Annotated in this window: 19 protein-coding genes; 16 read left to right on the top strand and 3 right to left on the bottom strand. The window is 46.9% G+C overall.

What is annotated here, in order from left to right; genetic code table 11:
• Positions 1 to 23: 23 nt before the first annotated feature.
• The 4 genes from GN277_RS13720 to GN277_RS13710 all read left to right on the top strand — a co-directional run bounded on the left by GN277_RS13720 (position 24) and on the right by GN277_RS13710 (position 2,719).
• Complete coding sequence (locus tag GN277_RS13720) at positions 24 to 1,262, top strand: ABC transporter permease subunit (RefSeq protein WP_159751552.1); 1,239 nt, start codon at positions 24 to 26, stop codon at positions 1,260 to 1,262.
• Positions 1,263 to 1,389: 127 nt separating this feature from the next.
• The gene (locus GN277_RS13715; RefSeq protein ID WP_159751551.1) at positions 1,390 to 2,340 is read left to right on the top strand and encodes an alpha/beta hydrolase; all 951 of its coding nucleotides are present in this window, start codon (positions 1,390 to 1,392) and stop codon (positions 2,338 to 2,340) included.
• A complete protein-coding gene (locus tag GN277_RS29440) occupies positions 2,337 to 2,513 on the top strand; it encodes a hypothetical protein (protein ID WP_204162861.1) in 177 nt (58 codons plus the stop codon). Before GN277_RS13715 ends, GN277_RS29440 begins: the two co-directional genes overlap by 4 nt.
• Positions 2,465 to 2,719 (top strand): Fic family protein, encoded by a 255-nt coding sequence (locus GN277_RS13710; protein ID WP_322101288.1) that lies wholly within the window; start codon positions 2,465 to 2,467, stop codon positions 2,717 to 2,719. The genes GN277_RS29440 and GN277_RS13710 overlap by 49 nt, the downstream gene beginning before the upstream one ends.
• A 95-nt stretch (positions 2,720 to 2,814) precedes the next feature.
• On the opposite strand, the gene aroC is transcribed toward GN277_RS13710, so the two are convergent.
• Entirely contained in the window at positions 2,815 to 3,912 is a 1,098-nt protein-coding gene (aroC, locus tag GN277_RS13705; protein WP_159751549.1) for a chorismate synthase, read from the bottom strand.
• A gap of 303 nt (positions 3,913 to 4,215) precedes the next feature.
• Here aroC and GN277_RS13700 point away from each other — a divergent pair, with 303 nt between their 5' ends.
• The 5 genes from GN277_RS13700 to GN277_RS13680 all read left to right on the top strand — a co-directional run bounded on the left by GN277_RS13700 (position 4,216) and on the right by GN277_RS13680 (position 11,644).
• Entirely contained in the window at positions 4,216 to 6,234 is a 2,019-nt protein-coding gene (locus tag GN277_RS13700; protein WP_159751548.1) for a L,D-transpeptidase family protein, read from the top strand.
• A 17-nt stretch (positions 6,235 to 6,251) separates the two neighbouring features.
• Complete coding sequence (tgt, locus tag GN277_RS13695; RefSeq protein ID WP_159751547.1) at positions 6,252 to 7,373, top strand: tRNA guanosine(34) transglycosylase Tgt; 1,122 nt, start codon at positions 6,252 to 6,254, stop codon at positions 7,371 to 7,373.
• A gap of 129 nt (positions 7,374 to 7,502) precedes the next feature.
• A complete protein-coding gene (gene yajC, locus GN277_RS13690) occupies positions 7,503 to 7,808 on the top strand; it encodes a preprotein translocase subunit YajC (RefSeq protein WP_159751546.1) in 306 nt (101 codons plus the stop codon).
• Positions 7,809 to 8,025: 217 nt separating this feature from the next.
• Positions 8,026 to 10,284 (top strand): glycogen/starch/alpha-glucan phosphorylase, encoded by a 2,259-nt coding sequence (locus GN277_RS13685; protein ID WP_159751545.1) that lies wholly within the window; start codon positions 8,026 to 8,028, stop codon positions 10,282 to 10,284.
• 364 nt (positions 10,285 to 10,648) lie between these two features.
• Positions 10,649 to 11,644, top strand: coding sequence for a M23 family metallopeptidase (locus tag GN277_RS13680; protein WP_408641722.1), 996 nt, complete (start codon positions 10,649 to 10,651; stop codon positions 11,642 to 11,644).
• 8 nt (positions 11,645 to 11,652) lie between these two features.
• On the opposite strand, the gene GN277_RS13675 is transcribed toward GN277_RS13680, so the two are convergent.
• Together GN277_RS13675 and GN277_RS13670 are read right to left on the bottom strand one after the other, a co-directional pair.
• Positions 11,653 to 11,832, bottom strand: coding sequence for a hypothetical protein (locus GN277_RS13675; RefSeq protein ID WP_159751544.1), 180 nt, complete (start codon positions 11,830 to 11,832; stop codon positions 11,653 to 11,655).
• A 58-nt stretch (positions 11,833 to 11,890) separates the two neighbouring features.
• Positions 11,891 to 12,220, bottom strand: a complete 330-nt coding sequence (locus GN277_RS13670) for a helix-turn-helix domain-containing protein (protein WP_159751543.1) — start codon at positions 12,218 to 12,220, stop codon at positions 11,891 to 11,893.
• Between the two features lie 129 nt (positions 12,221 to 12,349).
• Here GN277_RS13670 and GN277_RS13665 point away from each other — a divergent pair, with 129 nt between their 5' ends.
• From GN277_RS13665 to serC, 7 genes are all read left to right on the top strand, one after another.
• Positions 12,350 to 13,084, top strand: a complete 735-nt coding sequence (locus tag GN277_RS13665) for a class B sortase (RefSeq protein ID WP_159751542.1) — start codon at positions 12,350 to 12,352, stop codon at positions 13,082 to 13,084.
• A complete protein-coding gene (locus GN277_RS13660; protein WP_159751541.1) occupies positions 13,068 to 14,066 on the top strand; it encodes an LCP family protein in 999 nt (332 codons plus the stop codon). Before GN277_RS13665 ends, GN277_RS13660 begins: the two co-directional genes overlap by 17 nt.
• Before the next feature lie 71 nt (positions 14,067 to 14,137).
• Positions 14,138 to 14,695, top strand: a complete 558-nt coding sequence (locus GN277_RS13655) for a hypothetical protein (RefSeq protein ID WP_159751540.1) — start codon at positions 14,138 to 14,140, stop codon at positions 14,693 to 14,695.
• A gap of 278 nt (positions 14,696 to 14,973) precedes the next feature.
• Positions 14,974 to 16,059, top strand: a complete 1,086-nt coding sequence (gene leuB / locus GN277_RS13650; protein ID WP_159751539.1) for a 3-isopropylmalate dehydrogenase — start codon at positions 14,974 to 14,976, stop codon at positions 16,057 to 16,059.
• A 74-nt stretch (positions 16,060 to 16,133) separates the two neighbouring features.
• Positions 16,134 to 17,804, top strand: coding sequence for a dihydroxy-acid dehydratase (gene ilvD / locus GN277_RS13645; RefSeq protein WP_159751538.1), 1,671 nt, complete (start codon positions 16,134 to 16,136; stop codon positions 17,802 to 17,804).
• A 49-nt stretch (positions 17,805 to 17,853) separates the two neighbouring features.
• Positions 17,854 to 19,533: a biosynthetic-type acetolactate synthase large subunit gene (gene ilvB / locus GN277_RS13640; protein WP_159751537.1), complete on the top strand. Its 1,680-nt coding sequence runs from the start codon at positions 17,854 to 17,856 to the stop codon at positions 19,531 to 19,533.
• A 30-nt stretch (positions 19,534 to 19,563) separates the two neighbouring features.
• Positions 19,564 to 20,646 carry a 3-phosphoserine/phosphohydroxythreonine transaminase gene (serC, locus tag GN277_RS13635; RefSeq protein ID WP_159751536.1) on the top strand — a complete coding sequence of 361 codons (1,083 nt, stop codon included), beginning with the start codon at positions 19,564 to 19,566 and terminating at the stop codon, positions 20,644 to 20,646.
• Position 20,647 lies beyond the last annotated feature (1 nt).

The following is a 20,647-nucleotide window of genomic DNA, read 5'->3' as shown; positions in this document are numbered from 1 at the left end:
TATAAGAATGAGGAGGCATATAGATGAAACGATTGATTTATTTGGAATTGAAACGGGTGGTCACAACCAGGTCTACCTGGGTGATGCTGGCATTGCTTCTGCTTTTGTCGGCTGTGCTGGCATATTTGCCCATATCATTTGTAAAAACCTTTGATGTGGATGAACAGGGGAATTTAATTTCCCTGGAAGGGAAGGAGGCAATCGACTGCCTAAAGGAGAAGGAAAAGGGGATAAACGGAGTGCTTACTCAGGAGGAGATTCGTCAGGCAATTACCATATTTCAAGAGTGTTACCGAGAGTACGGCGCAATCTTTCCGCCGGAGATGCCAAGGGAGGAATATGTCCGAAGGATTGAGCCTGTTTATCCTGTGATTTACATGGCTGCCTCAGTACTGCTGCCGGATGGAATCAATCTTTATTCCATGACGGACGAGGAGCTCTCGCCTGAGGACGCCCCGCGGCTTTATGACGAGTATCGAAAGCGGCTGGCTATGATGGGGAACAGTGACGCCGAGCAGGAGAAGATTCAGGAATTGAGCAAGGACATCAAGATGCCCTTTGTGTATATTTCAGGATATGACATAACGTCTTTTGAGTACCTGACCATCTATATTCTGTTGATAATGCTGGTGTTCATGGTGATTATTTCCCCCATATTTTCGGCTGAATACCAGACAGGGGCTGACAGCATCCTGCGCTGCGCCAAGTATGGAAGGGTACATTTGGCTGCTGCGAAGATTGTGACGGCATTAGCGGTATTTACAGTGACTTTTTTGATTGGAATGGCCGTGTTCCTGCTGATTACGGATGTGACGTTCGGCATAGAGGGATTGAAAGCATCAGTGCAGATGTTATATACTGTATTAGTGATTCCGGCTCTTACAATAGGGCAGACCCAGGCGGTGGTGACGGCAGGTATGTTCTTGTCCCTTCTGGCCACGGTATGTTGTACGCTATTTTTGTCCGCAAGATGTAAGAACATTCAGGATTCCTTGAAAATTGCGGTACTGCTAGGTTTACTGCCTACAATTATTTCCATGATTTCATCGGCAAATTTGGCGAAGCTTATCCGGTGTATTCTGCCCTCTGGTGGAATAGGGTTTACAAATTCATTTCTCTTTGAGATTTTGGGGACTGATTTTGTCCATGTGGGGCCTGCGGTAATCTGGACGCCGTATCTTATAGTAGGGGCGGCTGCGATAGAAATTCCGCTGTTTTTGGTTCTGACGGTGAGGATATATTGCAGGCGTGAGAGTGTGTAGGAGAAGATATGGGATTGAAAGTGCGTTATTCATAAGATGTAGTTTTTTATTTTTTGGCAGATATGCAAAAACGGAAGAATTACATATAATAATAAAAATCATTTATAGCATAGAGGAAGAATGAAATATGAAACGATGTGTTCCGTTGGAACCTGCTGCAGAATTTGTCTGCAATAAAAGCTCTGTGCCTCCTCTGATCTTTCAGATGCCGCCAGAGCAAGGCAGGAGGGCATTAGAGGAAATGCAGGATACGTCTGTATATAAATATCCTGCCGATATATCCTCAGTTTGTGTCAATACTGGGATATGGGGAAGCATTCCGGTATATTTTATTGGGCCTAGGGATGGGAAGATCAGAAACATTATATTTTATATCCATGGCGCAGGCTGGGTGTTTGGCAGCTTCCATACACACGAAAAGTTAGTCAGGGAACTTTCCGCAAGGACGGATTCACTGGTCGTTTTCCCCGAATATAGCCGGTCGCCGGAAGCGAAATACCCAACAGCGATAGAACAGTGCTATTTTCTCCTTTCCCATATATGGGAAATCATGGGGAATTGTTTTCCGATGGCAATCGGCGCCCCGCTCACAGTAGCAGGCGACAGTGTTGGTGGGAATATGGCAATCGCTATGGTTCTGATGTCATCTATGCGGCATGGTCCGTGTATCCACAAGCTGCTGTTGTATTATCCAGTAACAAACGCCTGTTTTGACACGCCAAGTTACCGTCAATTTGCAGCGGACTATTATCTATATCGGGAAGGGATGAAATGGTTCTGGCGGCAGTATACAGCATCTATGGAAGATAGAAATCAGATTACTGCATCCCCTCTCCGGACGGATATAGATTGTCTAAAGTGTTTTCCGCCGACGATGATTATAAACGGCCAGGCAGATGTTTTACGCAGCGAAGGGGAAGCATTTGGCGAAAGGCTCCGGTGTGCAGGCGTGGAAGTAACAGCGTTGCGGATACAGGGGACGATTCATGATTTTGTGATGCTGAACGCTCTGGACCAGACGAATGCCTGCCGTACTGCCATGGATGCGTCAACTGAGTGGGTGAACCGTCTGAAGTGAAATCCAATGAAGGAGCTTTACAGGAGGAAACGAAAGCCTTATCTGACATACGGGCCAAAGACGCTGCTTTTAGCGTCACGGAAAAATGGCTGGGTGCATTGCTTCCTGTTTTATATATGATTTTTTGTGTATTCACTCTTTTAATGATGGCAACGGCAGAGTGGGCAGGCTGATTGCTTTAAAAGAGTGCCTGCGTTTCGGGCTTACTCCGTTTATCATTGAAGATGCCAAAAAAATGTATTATTACAGGGGGCTATCTGAATGGGAACGGGAGAAAGGCTATCTGACAGGCACTTGTCTGGATGGACAAGATACCTTCAGAAAACTGATGTCCAAGTTTGAATTAGATAATGAATCTTTTATCTTTAAAAAGAGGTAGGCGATGGGTAACCTACCTCTTACGTGATTTTTGTTACTGTTTTATTGTTAGTTTATACATTCTAAGTAATTCGGTTTATTTTGTATACGAAAGAGTCATCCATAAATTCTTTCCAAATACTCCACCCTTGCGCTCATATTTGTCATCAAAAGGTCTGCAATGGTAATGGCCGCCATAGACTCCACCACCACCACAGCCCTGGGCACAATCACAGGATCGTGGCGTCCGGTAATTGTAATGGGAGTATCCTCCCCATATACATTCACCGTCTCCTGGTCCTGTGAGATGGACGGGGTGGGCTTCACCGCTGCACGAAGCACGATCTGGCTTCCATCGCTTAATCCGCCCAGGGTTCCTCCGGAATGGTTGCTTCGCTTGCAGACCTTTCCTTTCTCCATATAGAATCCGTCGTTATTCTTACTGCCGGCTGCACAGGCGGCCTGAAACCCGTCGCCAATCTCCACACCCTTGACAGCGCCGATGGACATGAGGGCTTTGGATAGAGCAGCGTCTAATTTATGAAATACAGGTTCCCCGATTCCGGCGGGCATACCGTCGATGACACACTCTATGATGCCGCCCATGGAATCCTGGTTTTTCACACATTTTTCCAGACAGTCGGCGGCTTTTTTTGCGTATTCATTGTTTGGCATATACAAGGGATTGTCGTTGATACACCCATAGTCGTATTCCGTCTCTGGAATCGTAATGCTGCCGATGGCTTTGGTATAGGCCATAACACGAATTCCAAGCCTTTGAAGTAACTTGGAGGCCACGGCTCCAGCAGCTACCCGCCCAATGGTCTCGCGGCCGGAGGTTCTTCCGCCGCCCCGATAGTCGCGGATGCCATATTTGGCGTCAAATGTATAATCCGCGTGTCCCGGACGATAGCAGTCCTTAATCTTTTGGTAATCCCGTGAGCGTTGGTCCTGATTATGTACAATCACAGAGATGGGGGTTCCCGTGGTGACGCCTTCAAAAACACCGGAGAGAAGCAAAGCTTTATCGGCTTCGCTGCGGGCGGTGGTATATTTGCTCTGGCCCGGTTTTCTGCGGTTTAAGAATTGTTGTACGTCGTCTTCTGTGAGGGGAAGACCCGCAGGGCAGCCATCAATGACAACTCCGATTGCCGGTCCGTGAGATTCACCCCATGTTGTGATTGAAAATAAGTTCCCATATGTTGATCCAGCCATTTGTAAATCTCCTTTTTATCATTCTGATTCAGAAAAACAGATGTTGTAAAGTAGTTATTTCATTTATTCTAGCATATACTTCTGTCAGATGGAAGAATAATAAATTGTATAATTTTAATATATTTGTAATAAAATTGCAATATCTTCAGGAAATATTCATTATTTTTTTGGTTTTTTTTCCTGTACTTTTGTAAATGTGCATATTATAATGTATAAGTGTACTGTCAGGGTGGCTGTAATGAATATCCTGACGGTGGGATTTTGTCCGACATGATTTGAAATTCGATCAGAGGAGTAAGGTTGATGAGTAGTAGAGATAAAAGGCCGGAGGATATAATCGAAGAATCCATAAAGAGGAGCTTTGAGGACCTTAACCAATCAAAATCTAGGAAAGAAACGGATGGTAGTTATGATATTCCAAGAAAAAAATCTTCCGGTAAAAAGACTCCGCAAAGGAATGGGCAGCCACGAAGGGATAATCAAGCTCAGAGGGAGAATTCCTCCAGGGAGGAAAAGTCTCCCAGAAAGGCTTCGCGGCAGAGCGGGGAAAAGGAGGCGTCTTCAAAAGGGGGCTCTAAGGAAAGAAGGTCTGAAGATGCTTCTGCCAAAGCCCTTTCGCGCAGGGAGGCTAGGGAGGAGAATCGCCCGCCTAAAAGGAAGGCTCGTAAGAAGAACTCTAACCCTTCTAGCGTATCTTCTGACAGAGACGTATCTGGAATGAGAAGACAGGAAGCCAGAGAGGATGTCTCAGATAAGCGCAGGAAGAAAAAAGCATATAGTGAAGATAAGTTGAGAGATCGGGAATCAGAAAAGCTTGATGAGACGGAGCGTGTCAATGATATGGACGATTTTGACGATTTTGACGACCGAGATGAGGATAAGATGAGCAGGAGAGGGAGAAGGAAGAAAAAGGACAAGAATAAGAGTAAGAAGGCCAAGAAGGCGGCGCTTATTGCGGTGGGAAGCGTAGCGGGCGTGCTCTTGGCAGTTTACATAGGTTTTGCCATGTATTTCAACAGTCATTTTATGTTTTTCACGGAGATTAACGGTACAGATTGTTCAATGAAAAGCGTTGACCAGGTGGAAGACGAGATGAAAAAGAAGGTGGGAGATTATACACTGACCCTTAAGGAATCCGGCGGAGGGACAGAGACGATTGTTGGTTCGGATATTTCAATTCAGTATGTGCCAGGCGGGAAGCTTGACGAGATTGTGAAGGAGCAGAATGGATTTTTGTGGCCCAAATCTCTTTGGGACCATCCGAAGATTGAGACGGAGATTGGGGTTCAGTATGACGAGGCGGCGCTGGGTGCATCAATCGCGGCTCTTGGATGTATGAATCCAGAGGCGCAGACGCCCTCCGTGGACGCTCACCCGGAGTTTCAGGAGGGACAGTTTGTGGTGGTGCCGGAGGTGGTGGGAACCCAGATTAACAGCGAGGTATTTAATGCGAAGGTGGCGGAGGCCATCAATGGTTTCCAGCCCACATTGGACCTTTCCGAGACGGGGTGCTATGCCCTGCCAAGGTTTGTGTCTGATTCTCCGGAGGTAACGGCAGCGGCAGCAGCTATGAACAGTTACCTGGGAGCGAATATTACTTATGATTTTAACCCCAATACAGAGGTGGTGGATTCATCCGTAATCTCTCAGTGGGTGAGGGTTGACGGGGAGATGAATGTAACCTTTGACGAGGAAGCAGTCAGGGGGTATATTCAGACCTTGGCTGATAAGTATAATACCAAGGGAGTTCCAAGGCCATTTACCACGGCCAGCGGCAATGTGGTGACGGTGGAAGGCGGCGGCTTCGGATGGAGAATCGACCAGGAGGCGGAGTTTGGCGCGTTATTGGCCAACATCCAGAATGCAGAGACGGTAACCAGAGAGCCCAACTATTCCAGTCGGGGAATCAGCCACGGAGGCACCGATGTGGGCAGTACGTACGCAGAGGTTGATTTGACGAACCAGAGAATGTATTTTATTAAGGACGGTCAGGTGGTACTACAGTCCGATTGTGTTACCGGTAATCCGAATAAAGGGCATGCCACGCCCCAGGGCTACTATTCTCTGGCCTGGAAGCAGAAGAACAGGACGCTTAGAGGAGAAAAACAGCCGGACGGAACCTATGAGTATGAGACGCCGGTTGCGTTCTGGATGCCTTTTAACGGAGGTATTGGATTCCATGACGCGACCTGGCAGTCATCATTTGGCGGCAGAAGATATCAGACCCATGGCTCTCACGGGTGTGTGAACCTGCCCTACAGCATTGCACAGCAGTTATATGATTTGATGTACGATGGTGTGCCAGTAATCTGCCATTATTAAGAGAAGGAGAATAGACCATGTATGAGTTAATCAAACAGGATGGTCTTGCCAAGAGAGGAAGATTGCATACAGTACATGGGGTCGTTGAGACCCCTGTATTTATGAATGTGGGGACGGCCGCTGCTATTAAGGGAGCGGTTTCCACTGATGACCTGAGAGGAATCAAGACTCAGATAGAGCTTTCCAATACCTACCACCTTCATGTCCGTCCGGGGGATGAAGTGGTGAGAAAGCTTGGAGGGCTTCACAGGTTTATGGCGTGGGACAAGCCAATCCTGACGGATTCGGGCGGTTTCCAGGTATTCTCTCTGGCAGGCTTAAGACGAATCAAAGAGGAGGGAGTGTATTTTAACTCCCATATAGACGGAAGAAAGATATTCATGGGGCCGGAGGAGAGTATGCAGATTCAGTCCAATCTGGCCTCCACCATTGCCATGGCATTTGACGAGTGCCCGTCCAGTGTGGCGGACCGAGAGTATATGGAACGGTCGGTGGCTCGAACGGCGCGTTGGCTTAACCGTTGTAAAAAGGAGATGGACAGGCTTAACAGTCTGCCGGATACCATCAATAGGCATCAGATGTTATTTGGGATTAACCAGGGGGGCGTTTATGAGGATATCCGTATCCGCCACGCACAGGAGATTACAGAGCTTAACCTTGATGGTTATGCAGTCGGTGGGCTTGCAGTTGGAGAGTCCCATGAAGAAATGTACCGGATTCTGGAGGCGGTGGTGCCTTATCTGCCCACAGCAAAGCCTACCTATTTGATGGGAGTGGGGACGCCGGCGAATATTCTGGAGGCGGTAGACAAAGGCGTTGATTTCTTTGACTGTGTGTATCCCAGCCGCAACGGGCGTCACGGACATGTGTATACCAATCAAGGGAAGCTGAATCTTTTTAATGCAAAGTATGAGTTAGATGAGCGTCCCGTTGAGGAAGGCTGCCAGTGTCCGGCTTGCCGGACATATTCCAGAGCGTATATCCGTCATCTGTTAAAGGCCAAGGAGATGCTCGGTATGCGTTTGTGCGTACTTCATAATCTGTATTTCTATAATACGATGATGGAGGAGATTAGGGAAGCAATCGAGGAAGGTCGTTATAGAGAGTATAAGGCTAAGAAGCTTAGCGGCATGGCATAAACCATTAAAATATAATGAAAAAAACAAGAATTCTATAAAATTACTTGATGTATGTCTGATTTTTGTGTATGATAGCAATAGTGTTTTTTTAAGACAGAGATTAAGACAGATATTAGGAGGAAGGATTTTATGTACACATTGGCAACGCAGAGTGCTGGGGGAAGCTGGGCATTACTGATTCTGGTTTATGCGGTTATTTTCGGCGGCTTTTATTTTATTTTTTTAAGGCCCCAGAAGAAGGAGCAGAAGCGGGTTCAGGCTATGATCTCAGAGATGGAAGTAGGGGATACGGTTCTCACGACAAGCGGCTTCTACGGTGTGCTCATCGATATCAGTGACAGTGATGTGATTGTTGAGTTTGGAAGTAACAGAAACTGTAGGATTCCGATGCAGAAGTCGTCTATCGCCCAGGTGGAGAAGGCAGCGGCAGAATAATTTTATGTTTTGGGAGAAAAGCGTATGGCAGGAGGAATTCTTGCCCTGCGTTTTTTTTTGAGCAATTCTATTGTTGTGTCAATGCATAGACGGTGTTTTTGAGGGAAATTTTATATCATAGTGGGTGTTTGTCAAAAATTTAGCATATCCTATTAGACAAGAATGGAAACTTATGGTAAAGTAATACTGAAAAAGAGCATGGAAATGGAGGAATATTATGCTTGATTTAGCGACATTTTTACAGAATGAACTGAAAAAGGATGTAAAGGATGCAGGCGACCGTGAGATTTATTATGCTCTGCTTGCATACACAAAGGAGAGATTGAAGGAGACGCCGGATATTACCGGAGATAAGAAGGTATATTATATTTCAGCAGAATTTTTAATCGGTAAATTGTTGTCCAACAATCTGATTAATCTTGGTATCTATGACGAAGTAGCGGAATTGTTGGAGAAAAACGGGAAGAAGCTGTCTGCCATTGAGGAGATGGAGCCAGAGCCATCTCTGGGAAACGGGGGCCTGGGCCGTCTTGCGGCGTGCTTCCTGGATTCTATTGCGTCACTGGGACTTTGCGGAGATGGAATCGGTTTGAACTACCATATGGGGTTGTTCCGTCAGGTGTTTGAGGCCCATAAGCAGAAAGAGATGCCGAACCCATGGATTGAGCCTAAGTCCTGGCTTGAGGATACAGGGATTAGCTTCCAGGTGCCCTTTAAGGATTTCACGCTTAAGTCAAAGCTATATGACATTGATGTGGCAGGATATGAGAATGGAAAGAACAAGCTGCATCTGTTTGATGTGGAGGGTGTGGACGAGAGCATTATCTGGGATGGGATTTCCTTTGATAAGCAGGATATTGGAAGGAATCTGACTCTGTTTTTGTATCCGGACGACAGCGACAGGGCAGGGAATCTGCTTCGGATTTATCAGCAGTATTTCATGGTTTCCAATGGTGCACAGTTAATCTTGAAGGAGTGTGAGGATAAGGGATATGACCTTCGCAAGCTCCACGAGCATGTTGCAATCCAGATTAACGACACCCATCCGTCCATGGTCATTCCAGAATTAATCCGTCTTCTGGTGCAGAAGAATGTGGATTTCAATGAGGCAATCGAGATTGTACAGAAGACCTGTGCCTATACGAACCATACCATTTTGGCAGAGGCGCTTGAGAAGTGGCCTCTTGAATATTTGGAGCAGGTAGCACCACAGATTGTACCGATTATCAAGGATTTGGATATGCGTATGAAGGGCAGATACCAGGATTCCAGGGTTGCGATCATCGACGACCAGAACAGAGTACACATGGCGCACATGGACATCCACTTCGGATACAGTGTCAACGGCGTGGCGGCTCTGCATACGGAGATTTTGAAGAATTCAGAGTTAAAGCCCTTTTATGACATTTATCCTCAGAAGTTTAACAACAAGACCAACGGAATTACCTTCCGCAGATGGCTTCTGCACTGTAACAAGGAGCTGGTAAGCTGGCTGGATGAATATGTCCAAGGGGATTTCCGCAAGGATGCTGGCAAGCTTGAGTCACTGATGAACCAGCTTGACAATGATGCTGCCCTTGAGAAATTGCTTGCAGTTAAGCATACGAAGAAAACAGAGCTTTCAAAATATCTGAAGGAGACCCAGGGGTTAGAGCTGAATCCGGAATCTATCTTCGATATTCAGGTGAAGCGGCTCCATGAGTACAAGCGTCAGCAGATGAACGCCCTGTATGTAATCTATAAATATTTAGAGATTAAGGCGGGAAGGAAGCCCAAGACTCCGATTACCATGATTTTCGGGGCAAAGGCAGCGCCTGCCTACACCATCGCCAAGGATATTATCCATCTGATTCTGTGTCTGCAGGAGTTGACGGCTAATGATCCAGAGGTTGCGCCTTATCTTAAGGTTGTGATGGTGGAGAACTATAATGTAACTATGGCAGAGCATTTAATCCCTGCCTGTGATATTTCCGAGCAGATTTCTCTGGCTTCCAAGGAGGCGTCAGGAACCGGAAACATGAAGTTTATGTTAAACGGTGCGGTGACTCTTGGAACCGAGGATGGTGCTAACGTGGAGATTCACGAGCTGGTGGGAGATGAGAATATCTACATCTTCGGTGAGTCCAGCGAAAAGGTTATTGAGCATTATGCCAAGAGCAGCTATCGGGCGGTGAACTATTATATCGAGGACGAGCAGATTCGCACGCTGGTGAACTTTATCATCAGTCCGGAGATGATGAAGATTGGAGACCCCTATCATCTTCTTCAGATTCATGCAGAGCTGATTTACAAGGATTGGTTCATGACGCTTCTGGATCTGAAGGACTATATTGCGGTGAAGGAGAAGGCATGCGAGGAGTACGAAGACCGGAAGGCATGGAGTAAGAAGATGCTGGTCAATATCGCCAAGGCTGGATACTTCTCATCAGACCGGACGATTGGAGATTATAATAATGATATCTGGCATTTGAAATAAGCCAGAAAAGTAAAAAATGGGATTGTCGGAATTTCAATGTTTTCCGGCAGTCCTTTTTGGTAGGGATTTCCCATGTATTTGGAATGTGGGGAGAAAAATCCGCATATGCTGACTGTAAAAGCAGATACGAAATGTGGGGCATGGGTGGATGAAAAAGCATACGTCAGTGCTGCTTTTATGCATATCCCTTGCTGTTGGCGGACTGTTGACGGCAGAAGGAGAGTACAACTCATCTTTTCGCGGAGAAGGTGTGACGACTATGAAGCCAAGGGGGAAGGAGGGGGCTGGTCAGACAGAGGAGAATGGAAAAGGTTCTGATTCTGACCAGACGAAGGATAATAGGAAAGGTTCTGGCTCTGATGGGATGGAGGAAGAAGAAAATAGCGCTGGCGTCAATCAGGCGGAAAATACAAGAGAGGAATCAGAAGAGACAAAGAAGGATTATATCAAGTGGGTGGAGTTTCATGTGACCTGCGAGGCCATGAAAAAGGCTTACCAGTATGACCTCGATACCTATGGAAAAGACCAGCATCTAAACTGGGTAGAGCTTCTGGCAATCCTTGGGGCAAAATACGGAGGTGATTTTTCCAGATACAAGGAGGAAGACTTAGACGACGTGGCAGAAGTTCTTATGAAAGGGGAGAAGACGCTAAAGGAGTTGACAGCGGGAATGGAGTATTATCCCTATTACCGAGAAGCGTACGGGGCAGTACTTAATGGCATGGTCGGGGCCTATGAAGCGGCCGGCAGGAAAGTATACGGTCTGAAAGCATTTCATCCTATTGCAAAAGGATTTCCCTACAGAGACTATGATGACTTCGGAGTGTCCAGGACTTACGGCTATCGGAGGAACCACTTAGGTCATGATATGATGGGGCAGGTGGGAACGCCGGTTATTGCCGTGGAATCCGGCTATGTGGCAGAGCTTGGCTGGAACCAGTACGGGGGATGGAGGGTAGGAATTAACAGCTTTGACGGGCAGCGCTATTATTACTATGCACATCTTAGACAGGATAGGCCCTATGCAGAGGGACTTGAGAAAGGGGATGTGGTGCAGGCGGGCGATGTGATCGGATATATTGGACGGACGGGTTACAGCAAGGAGGAAAATGTAAACAATATCGACGAATACCATCTGCATTTCGGACTCCAGTTGATTTTTGACGAATCCCAGAGGGATGGGAACAACGAGATATGGGTGAGCTTATATGAACTGGTAAGATTTTTATATCAGCATCAGTCCGAGGTTAAGCGTGACGATAGCACCAAGGAGTGGATGCGGGTGGAGGAGATCAAGGATCCGTCGGCCCTCCAATATGAAAAGGAGAACAAGGACAGGAGAAAAAATAATCAGGGATAAGGCTTGCCTTATCCCTGAAACATATTCTCTACATAATTCTGCATTTCTCTGCGGCTTTTCATCTGGCGGGAGCCGTCCACGATTCGCTGCTGTTCCTCAGGAGAGAGGGAAGCGAACTGAGTCAATACATCTGTGTGCTGCGCCAGCGACATGGTAAAGCCGATTGGAAATTCATCCTGGAACGTCATTGTATCACCCCAATCTTTAGTATGGACTGATTGGGGTGAAATCATACCAGAGACATACTTAATATTTTTCAGAATAGCTGTCTATCACAGAATGTATGACGGAACGGCGTTTTGGCGAAAGGCTCTGATACTTTTCAATCAGTTTTGCTTCATCCTGGTTCAAGGATAATTTGATGGTTGGCTCTATCTTGTGAGGGAGTTCTGTGTAACCAACCACATAATCAATGGAGGTTTCAAAAAAATCTGCAATATTCTTTAGTGTGTCGATATCTGGTGAAGTTATGTCATTTTCGTACTTATATACAGACTGCTGGCTGATGTGTAGTATATCAGCTAGTTTTTGCTGGCTTAATCCTTTTTGGTTTCGTAATAATTTCAGGTTTTTCATGATATCACGCCCTTTCAAGGTTATTTTAACAATAGTTTGTGTATAAAAATAAATCTTTAAAGGTGTTGACAAATAAACTTTATAAGATTATAATCTTATACGATAAGCCAAGCAGTAAGGAGAATGAGTGTGGAAAAATACGTAAAGATAGGAGTCGCAGCAGCGGCGATCGCGGCAATCGCCATAGTGAGTGTTATTTTTTTTGCGGGAACTCCAAAGAATGAGGAAAAGGCCGAGATTCAAGAGTTGAATCTTGACGAGGAGGTTAAGAAAGAAAAGGTTGAAATTCCGGTGGATTTTGATGAGCTAAAGGCTGTCAACAGTGATGTCTATGCCTATATTCAGATTCCGGGGACCAAGGTTGATTATCCCATCCTGCAGAGTGCGGATGGCAGTGTTGATTATCTCAACACTACCCTGGAGAGAACGGAAGGGCTTCCGGGCTCTATTTACACGGAGAGTCTTAACAGCCGTGATTTCCATGAAAATAATACCATTATCTATGGGCATGACATGAACGATGGGACCATGTTTGGAAGCCTTCATGATTATGACGACGAGGCTTTTTTCAGAGAGCATACAGAGATTAATATTTATCTGCCGGATGAGGCAATTAAATACCACGTGTATGCGGCAGTCGTGTTTGACGACCGTTACATACCTAAGAGTTATAATTTCGATACGCTGGCAGAGAGAAGCCGGTTTATCGAGGATATCAGGAATTTCGGGCAGCAGCCGGCGTATTTTAATGAGGAATTCGCACCTACAGATAAGAATTCTATGATTACCCTGTCTACCTGTATCGGTGACCAGCCGTCCAACCGGTGGCTGATTATAGGAGTGCGGGATGATGAAGAATCATAGGAAAATTTATATTTGGGGGATGCTTCTGGCAGGGGTTCTTCTCCTGTCAGGAACCTTTATGTATGTCTTAAGCCAATCAGGCGCCCTTCTTAAACGGGATATGGCTGTGGAGGGCAAGGCGCGGCCGCTTCAATTTGAGGGAGAGCATTATGTATATAACGAGGATTTGATTAACATCCTCTGTCTGGGAATCGACCATGACCATGCCTTGAACCAGGACGTGCTTCCAGGAGAGAGGGGGCAGTCTGACGCTATTTTTCTGATTAGTTTGAATTCAAAGACCAGGGAGATGAAGATTTTAAATATTCCCCGTGATTTGATGATGCCTGTGGATATCTATGACGCAGAAGGAAATTATTTTAATACCAGAACCATGCAGATTACCTTGCAGTATGCCTATGGAATCGACGAGGAGGATAGCTGTAAGAAAACGGCCCAGGATGTGTCCGCGCTTCTGCTGAATATTCCCATCCACAGGTACTGCGCCATTAATTTTAATGCCATTCCCGCCCTAAACGACGCTGTGGGAGGGGTTACGGTTCAGATGGCTTCAGAGTATGTGGACCCTGAGCTTGCAAAGCACAGTCCTATGTTTGTGCCAGGAAATACGGTGCATCTTACAGGCGGACACAGTTTTAATTATCTCCATGTACGGGATATTCATACATATGCGAGCTGTGAGGAAAGGGTAGAGAGGCAGAAGCAGTATATCAAGGGATATATCGGGGCTTTAAAAGAAACGATCAAGACTGACCCTAAGCTGTTGTTTGAGCTTTACTCTATCATGAATGAGAATATGACGACGGATATTGGGAAAATGGAATTGCCGTCTTTTTATTTTTATATAGATAAAATGGATTTTGAAGATATGGTTGTCCAGATTGAGGGAGAACGAGTGATGGGTGAGCTTCATGAAGAATTCTACCCAGATGAGGATGCGCTAAAGCGCTTAACGGTAGAGATGTTCTATAAGCCCCGTTAGAGCAGGAATTTGGATATTAAAGCCTTTATGGGTTTTAATATAGAATAAACAAAAGAAAGGAGGGATATCCGATGGTTAAATTAGGAAAAAAGATAGTTTCTCTTGCACTTGTATTGGGATTGACTCTGAGCATGGGCATGGTAAGCTTTGCTTCTGGCAGTGCGTCTGCTCCGGTATATAAGAGCCCTGCGGTTACAAGTGATGGTACCGTAACAAGCAATTCTACAGAAGTTAAAATTACAGCATATGACCCAGCGTATTACTCTGTGGCAGATGCGAAGCTTAGAACAACAGCAGGACTGAGAAAGATTTTGGGAAGTTACTATAGAGAAGGGATGAACCTTCAACTGTTACACGTAACAGAGGTAGTACCGACCAGAGAAGTGTCAAAGGCGAATCCTCTTACAGTTGGTTTCACTGTACCGAAGGTTTCAGCAGGCGATACGATTTTCGTACTTCACTGCTATGCACCATCATATACAAATTGGGAAGTAATTACTCCGGATGCAGTAGGAGATGAGTTCGTATCAGCAACATTTACAAACTTATCACCAGTTGCATTTGTGAAGGCGACCAGACCCCAGGCATCAGGAAATGATACTGGATTGTCACCAAAAACAGGGATGTAAGCGAAGGATGTTCTGAGGAAGAATCTTCCATGGCAGGCTTAGGCAGGCTATGGAAGATTTTTTGATGTTTGGCCGCAAAAATATTATACAGGAAATCATTTCCACAGGCAGGAAAAACCGTGAAATCTACAGGAATTGACAGGGAATAGGCAATTTGACGAACTAAAGTCTTGAAACCTGTACTAAAATAGGATATCATAGAGGATAAAGTTTGGGGCGGCCGGTATGGGCTTATAATGCAGGAATACCAGTGTGCCATTGCAGGAAGGATGAGGATTATGAATCTGAATATTGGAGTAATTAAGGGAGACGGAATTGGGCCGGAGATTGTGACAGAGGCTATGAAGGTGCTTGACCAGGTTGGAAAGACCTATGGACATACCTGTGACTATACACAGCTTCTCATGGGAGGGGCCTCCATTGATGTACACGGCGTTCCGTTGACAGACGAGACGGTTGCGGCCGCCAAAAGCTGCGACGCAGTATTGATGGGCTCCATCGGAGGAGATGCGAAGACGTCTCCTTGGTATCAGTTAGAGCCATCCAAGAGACCGGAGGCAGGACTGCTTCGGATACGCAAGGAGTTGAATCTTTTTGCAAATTTAAGACCAGCGGTTCTTTATGATGAGCTTAAGGGAGCATGCCCATTAAAAGAGGAGATTACTAAGGGCGGTTTCGACATGATGATTATGCGTGAGCTGACAGGCGGTCTGTACTTTGGAGAGAGAAGGACCGTGGAGGAGAACGGCGTCATGACGGCATACGACTCTCTTACATATAATGAGGAGGAGATTCGCAGGATTGCGAAGCGTGGATTTGATATTGCCATGAAGCGCAGGAAAAAAGTAACCAGCGTGGACAAGGCCAATGTGTTAGATTCCTCCAGGTTGTGGAGAAAGGTTGTGGAGGAGGTGGCGAAAGAGTATCCCAAGGTTACGTTAGAGCATATGCTTGTGGATAACTGCGCCATGCAGTTGGTAAAGGACCCAAAGCAGTTTGATGTGATTCTGACAGAGAATATGTTTGGGGATATCCTGTCTGACGAGGCCAGTATGGTGACAGGCTCCATCGGTATGTTGGCAAGCGCAAGCTTAAATGAGACGAAGTTTGGGTTATATGAGCCAAGCGGCGGCTCTGCACCGGATATTGCTGGCAAGGGAATTGCCAATCCTATTGCCACAATTCTGTCTGCGGCGATGATGCTTCGGTTTAGCTTTGATTTGGACAAAGAGGCGGACGCCATCGAGCAGGCGGTTTCCAGGGTTCTTAAGGAGGGATACCGGACGATTGACATTATGTCCGAGGGAAAACAGCAGGTGGACACAGAGAAGATGGGCAATCTGATAGCCGGATATATTAAGTAGATCATAGGAAGCAGGTAAAAGAAAATTTAGAATAGGGTAAGAAATGTTATGGTATTACCAGGAGGGAAAATCATATGAGAAGCGATACAGTCACAAAAGGAAAGCAGCAGGCGCCCCACAGGTCCTTGTTTAACGCACTGGGGCTTACGCCGGAGGAGATGGAGCGCCCATTGGTGGGAATCGTCAGCTCTTACAACGAGATTGTTCCAGGACACATGAACCTGGATAAGATTGTAAATGCAGTAAAGCAGGGAGTCGCCATGGCAGGGGGAACGCCTGTGGTATTTCCTGCAATCGCAGTATGCGATGGAATTGCCATGGGTCATCTGGGTATGAAATATTCACTCGTAACCAGGGATTTGATTGCAGACTCCACGGAAGCTATGGCCATTGCCCATCAGTTTGACGCGCTGGTCATGGTGCCAAATTGTGATAAGAATGTGCCGGGGCTTTTGATGGCGGCGGCAAGAATTAATGTGCCCACCATCTTTGTCAGCGGCGGTCCTATGCTCGCAGGCCATGTGAAGGGCAAGAAGACCAGCCTTTCCAGCATGTTTGAGGCAGTAGGGGCAAATGCGGCGGGCATACTTACAGATGAGGATTTATGTGAGTTTGAGAACAAGACCTGCCCTACCTGCGGCTCCTGCTCAGGTATGTACACAGCCAACAGCATGAACTGTCTGACTGAGGTGCTGGGAATGGGGCTTGAAGGAAACGGAACCATTCCGGCAGTCTACTCTGCCAGAATTCGTCTTGCCAAGCAGGCAGGCATGAAGGTTATGGAATTGTGGGAGAAGAACCTCTGTCCAAGGGATATTATGACAGAGAAGGCAGTTCTGAACGCATTGACCGTAGACATGGCCCTTGGCTGCTCGACCAACAGTATGCTCCATCTTCCGGCCATTGCCCATGAGATTGGCATGGATTTTGAGATTGATTTTGCAAATGGTATCAGTGAGAAGACACCGAACCTGTGTCACCTTGCGCCGGCAGGCCCAACCTATATGGAGGATCTTAACGAGGCGGGCGGCGTCTATGCGGTGATGGCGGAGTTGAATAAGAAGGGGCTCCTTCATACGGACTGTATGACTGTAACAGGTAAGACGGTAGGGGAAAATATAGCGCATGCAGTTAATAGAAATCCGGAGGTAATTCGTCCTATTGACAATCCTTATACCCCCACCGGCGGTCTTGCGGTGCTTAAGGGCAATCTCGCACCAGACGGAAGTGTGGTGAAGCGCTCTGCCGTGGTGGAGGAAATGCTTGTCCATGAAGGCCCTGCAAGGGTGTTCGACTGTGAGGAGGACGCCATCGACGCAATCAAGGGCGGTAAGATTACAGCAGGGGACGTGGTAGTCATCCGTTACGAGGGGCCAAAAGGCGGTCCTGGTATGAGAGAGATGCTCAATCCAACCTCTGCCATTGCGGGAATGGGGCTTGGCTCCAGCGTGGCGCTAATTACGGACGGACGTTTCAGCGGCGCTTCCAGAGGTGCGTCCATTGGCCATGTGTCACCGGAGGCTGCGGTAGGCGGCCCCATTGCGCTGGTTAAAGAGGGAGATATTATCAAGATTGATATTCCGAACCTGAAATTAGAGCTTGACGTGTCAGAGGAGGAATTGGCAAAGAGAAAAGAAGCATTAAAGCCAAGGCAGCCAAAGGTGACTACAGGCTATCTGGCCAGGTATGCTGCTATGGTGACCTCCGGAAATCGCGGTGCGATTTTGGAGATTCCCAGAAAGTAGGGATTTTTAGGATACAACTTATATATAATAGAAGGAGAATGACGAAAATATGCAGTTGACAGGCTCAGAGATATTGATCGAATGTTTAAAAGAGCAGGGCGTGGACACCGTGTTTGGTTATCCGGGGGGCGCCATCTTAAATGTATATGATGAGTTATATAAGCACAGTGATGAGATTACTCATATCCTGACCTCCCATGAGCAGGGAGCTGCCCATGGGGCCGACGGATATGCAAGGGCTACCGGAAAGGTGGGCGTGTGTTTTGCCACCAGCGGGCCGGGAGCTACGAACCTTGTCACAGGGATTGCCACCGCATATATGGATTCTATCCCGATTGTGGCAATTACCTGTAACGTGGGGGTCAGCCTTCTGGGAAAGGACAGCTTCCAGGAAATCGACATTGCAGGGGTTACAATGCCTATTACCAAGCATAATTATATTGTGAAGGATGTAAATGACCTTGCCGACACCATCAGAAAAGCATTTATCATTGCAAAGAAGGGAAGGCCGGGGCCGGTTCTGATTGATATTCCAAAGGATGTGACGGCCAACAAGGCAGAATACCAGAAGGAGACGCCAAAGCCTTTAAAAGCCTTAAACCAGGTGAGCGAGGCAGAGCTTGCCACAGCCCTTAAGTTGATTGAAGAATGTAAGAAGCCCTATATTTTTGTGGGCGGAGGCGCTATTTTGTCGGATGCCAGCAAGGAGTTAGTTACATTCGTCCGGAAGGTGGATGCGCCGGTGACCGATTCTCTTATGGGAAAAGGAGCATTTCCAGGAACGGATCCTCTCTATACAGGTATGCTTGGGATGCATGGAACCAAGACGTCCAACTATGGAGTCAGTGAGTGCGACCTTTTAATTGTAATCGGAGCAAGGTTCAGCGATCGTGTAACCGGCAATGCGAAGAAATTTGCCAGCAATGCGAAGATTTTACAGTTTGACATTGATCCGGCGGAGATGGATAAGAATGTTTTGATTACAGCCGGAGTTGTGGGAGATATCCGTGAGGTCCTGGGGCTTCTGAATGAGAGACTTTCTAAACAGGAGCACAAAGAATGGATTGAAAAGATTATGGAGTATAAGGGACGCTTCCCCTTAGCCTATCATCCAGATGTGCTGACAGGGCCTTATGTGGTGGAGGAGATTTACCGCCAGACCAAGGGCGAGGCTTTGGTGGTGACCGAGGTAGGGCAGCATCAGATGTGGGCGGCTCAGTTCTACCGCTATACGAAGCCAAGGACCTTTTTGACCTCTGGCGGGCTTGGTACCATGGGATACGGGCTTGGCGCGTCTCTTGGGGCAAAGAAGGGAAGGCCGGATAAGATTGTGGTGAATATTGCAGGCGACGGCTGCTTCCGCATGAATATGAATGAGATTGCAACGGCTGTCCGCCATAATATACCGATTATTCAGGTAGTAATCAATAATCATGTGCTTGGAATGGTGCGTCAGTGGCAGAACCTTTTCTACGGGCAGAGATATTCGGCAACCGTGTTAAATGATGCCGTGGACTTTGTGAAGCTTGCAGAGGCTATGGGCGCAGTCGGAATTCGGGCGGCAACCCAGGAGGAATTTAGAGAGGCATTTGCAAAAGCGCTGACATTAGGAAGGCCGGTGGTGATTGACTGTCAGATTGACTCTGACGACAAGGTGTGGCCTATGGTGGCGCCAGGTAAGGCCATCAGCGAGGTATTTGACGAGAAGGATTTGGAGCAGGGCAAGTAGAGCGAGACATAAGAAAGTGGAGGAATGAGAATGAGCAGAGTGTACAATTTTTCAGCGGGACCAGCCGTATTGCCGGAGGAAGTGTTAAGAGAAGCTGCAGAGGAAATGTTAGATTATAATGGAACCGGAATGTCCGTTATGGAGATGAGTCACCGCTCAAAGGCGTTTCAGGAGATTATAGATACAGCAGAGGCAGATCTGCGTGATTTAATGGGAATTCCAGAGGATTATGCAGTACTGTTCCTGCAGGGAGGGGCGTCGCAGCAGTTTGCTATGATTCCCATGAATCTGATGAAGAATAAGTCCGCGGATTACATCGTAACCGGACAGTGGGCCAAGAAGGCAAGTGAGGAGGCCAAGAAGTATGGCAAGGTGAATATTGTGGCCTCCTCCGCAGACAAGACATTTTCCTATATTCCGGATGTTAGTGATCTGCCGATTTCCGAAGATGCGGACTATGTATATATTTGCGAAAACAATACGATTTACGGGACAAAATATCAAGAGCTGCCTAATACAAAGGGAAAGCTTTTGGTGGCGGACGTATCCTCCTGCTTCCTGTCAGAGCCTGTGGATGTGACGAAGTACGGGGTCATCTATGGCGGCGTACAGAAGAATATTGGGCCGGCAGGGACGGTGATTGTGATTATCCGAAAGGACCTGATTACAGACGACGTGCTTCCTTTAACCCCCACCATGTTAAAATATAAGACACATGCAGACGCAGGCTCTCTTTACAACACGCCTCCCGCATATGGGATTTACATCTGCGGCAAGGTCTTTCGCTGGCTAAAAAAACAGGGAGGCCTTGAGGCTATGAAGGCGCATAATGAGAAGAAGGCGAAGCTTCTGTACGATTATCTGGATGAAAGTAAGATGTTTCGCGGAACCGTAGAGCCAAAGGACCGGTCTTTGATGAATGTGCCTTTTGTTACAGGGGATGATGAGCTGGACGCTAAATTCGTCAAAGAGGCGAAGGCAGCGGGCTTTGAGAATCTTAAAGGACACCGCAGCGTGGGAGGTATGCGCGCGAGTATCTATAACGCCATGCCAATCCAGGGAGTGGAGGCGCTGGTGGCGTTTATGAAGAAGTTTGAGGAGGAGAATCTGTAAT

This window comes from Sporofaciens musculi (assembly GCF_009830285.1).
In the GTDB taxonomy this organism is placed as follows: domain Bacteria; phylum Bacillota; class Clostridia; order Lachnospirales; family Lachnospiraceae; genus Sporofaciens; species Sporofaciens musculi.
The sequence above is the reverse complement of the archived record's forward strand: the minus strand, read 5'-3'. Positions and strand labels throughout refer to the sequence as shown.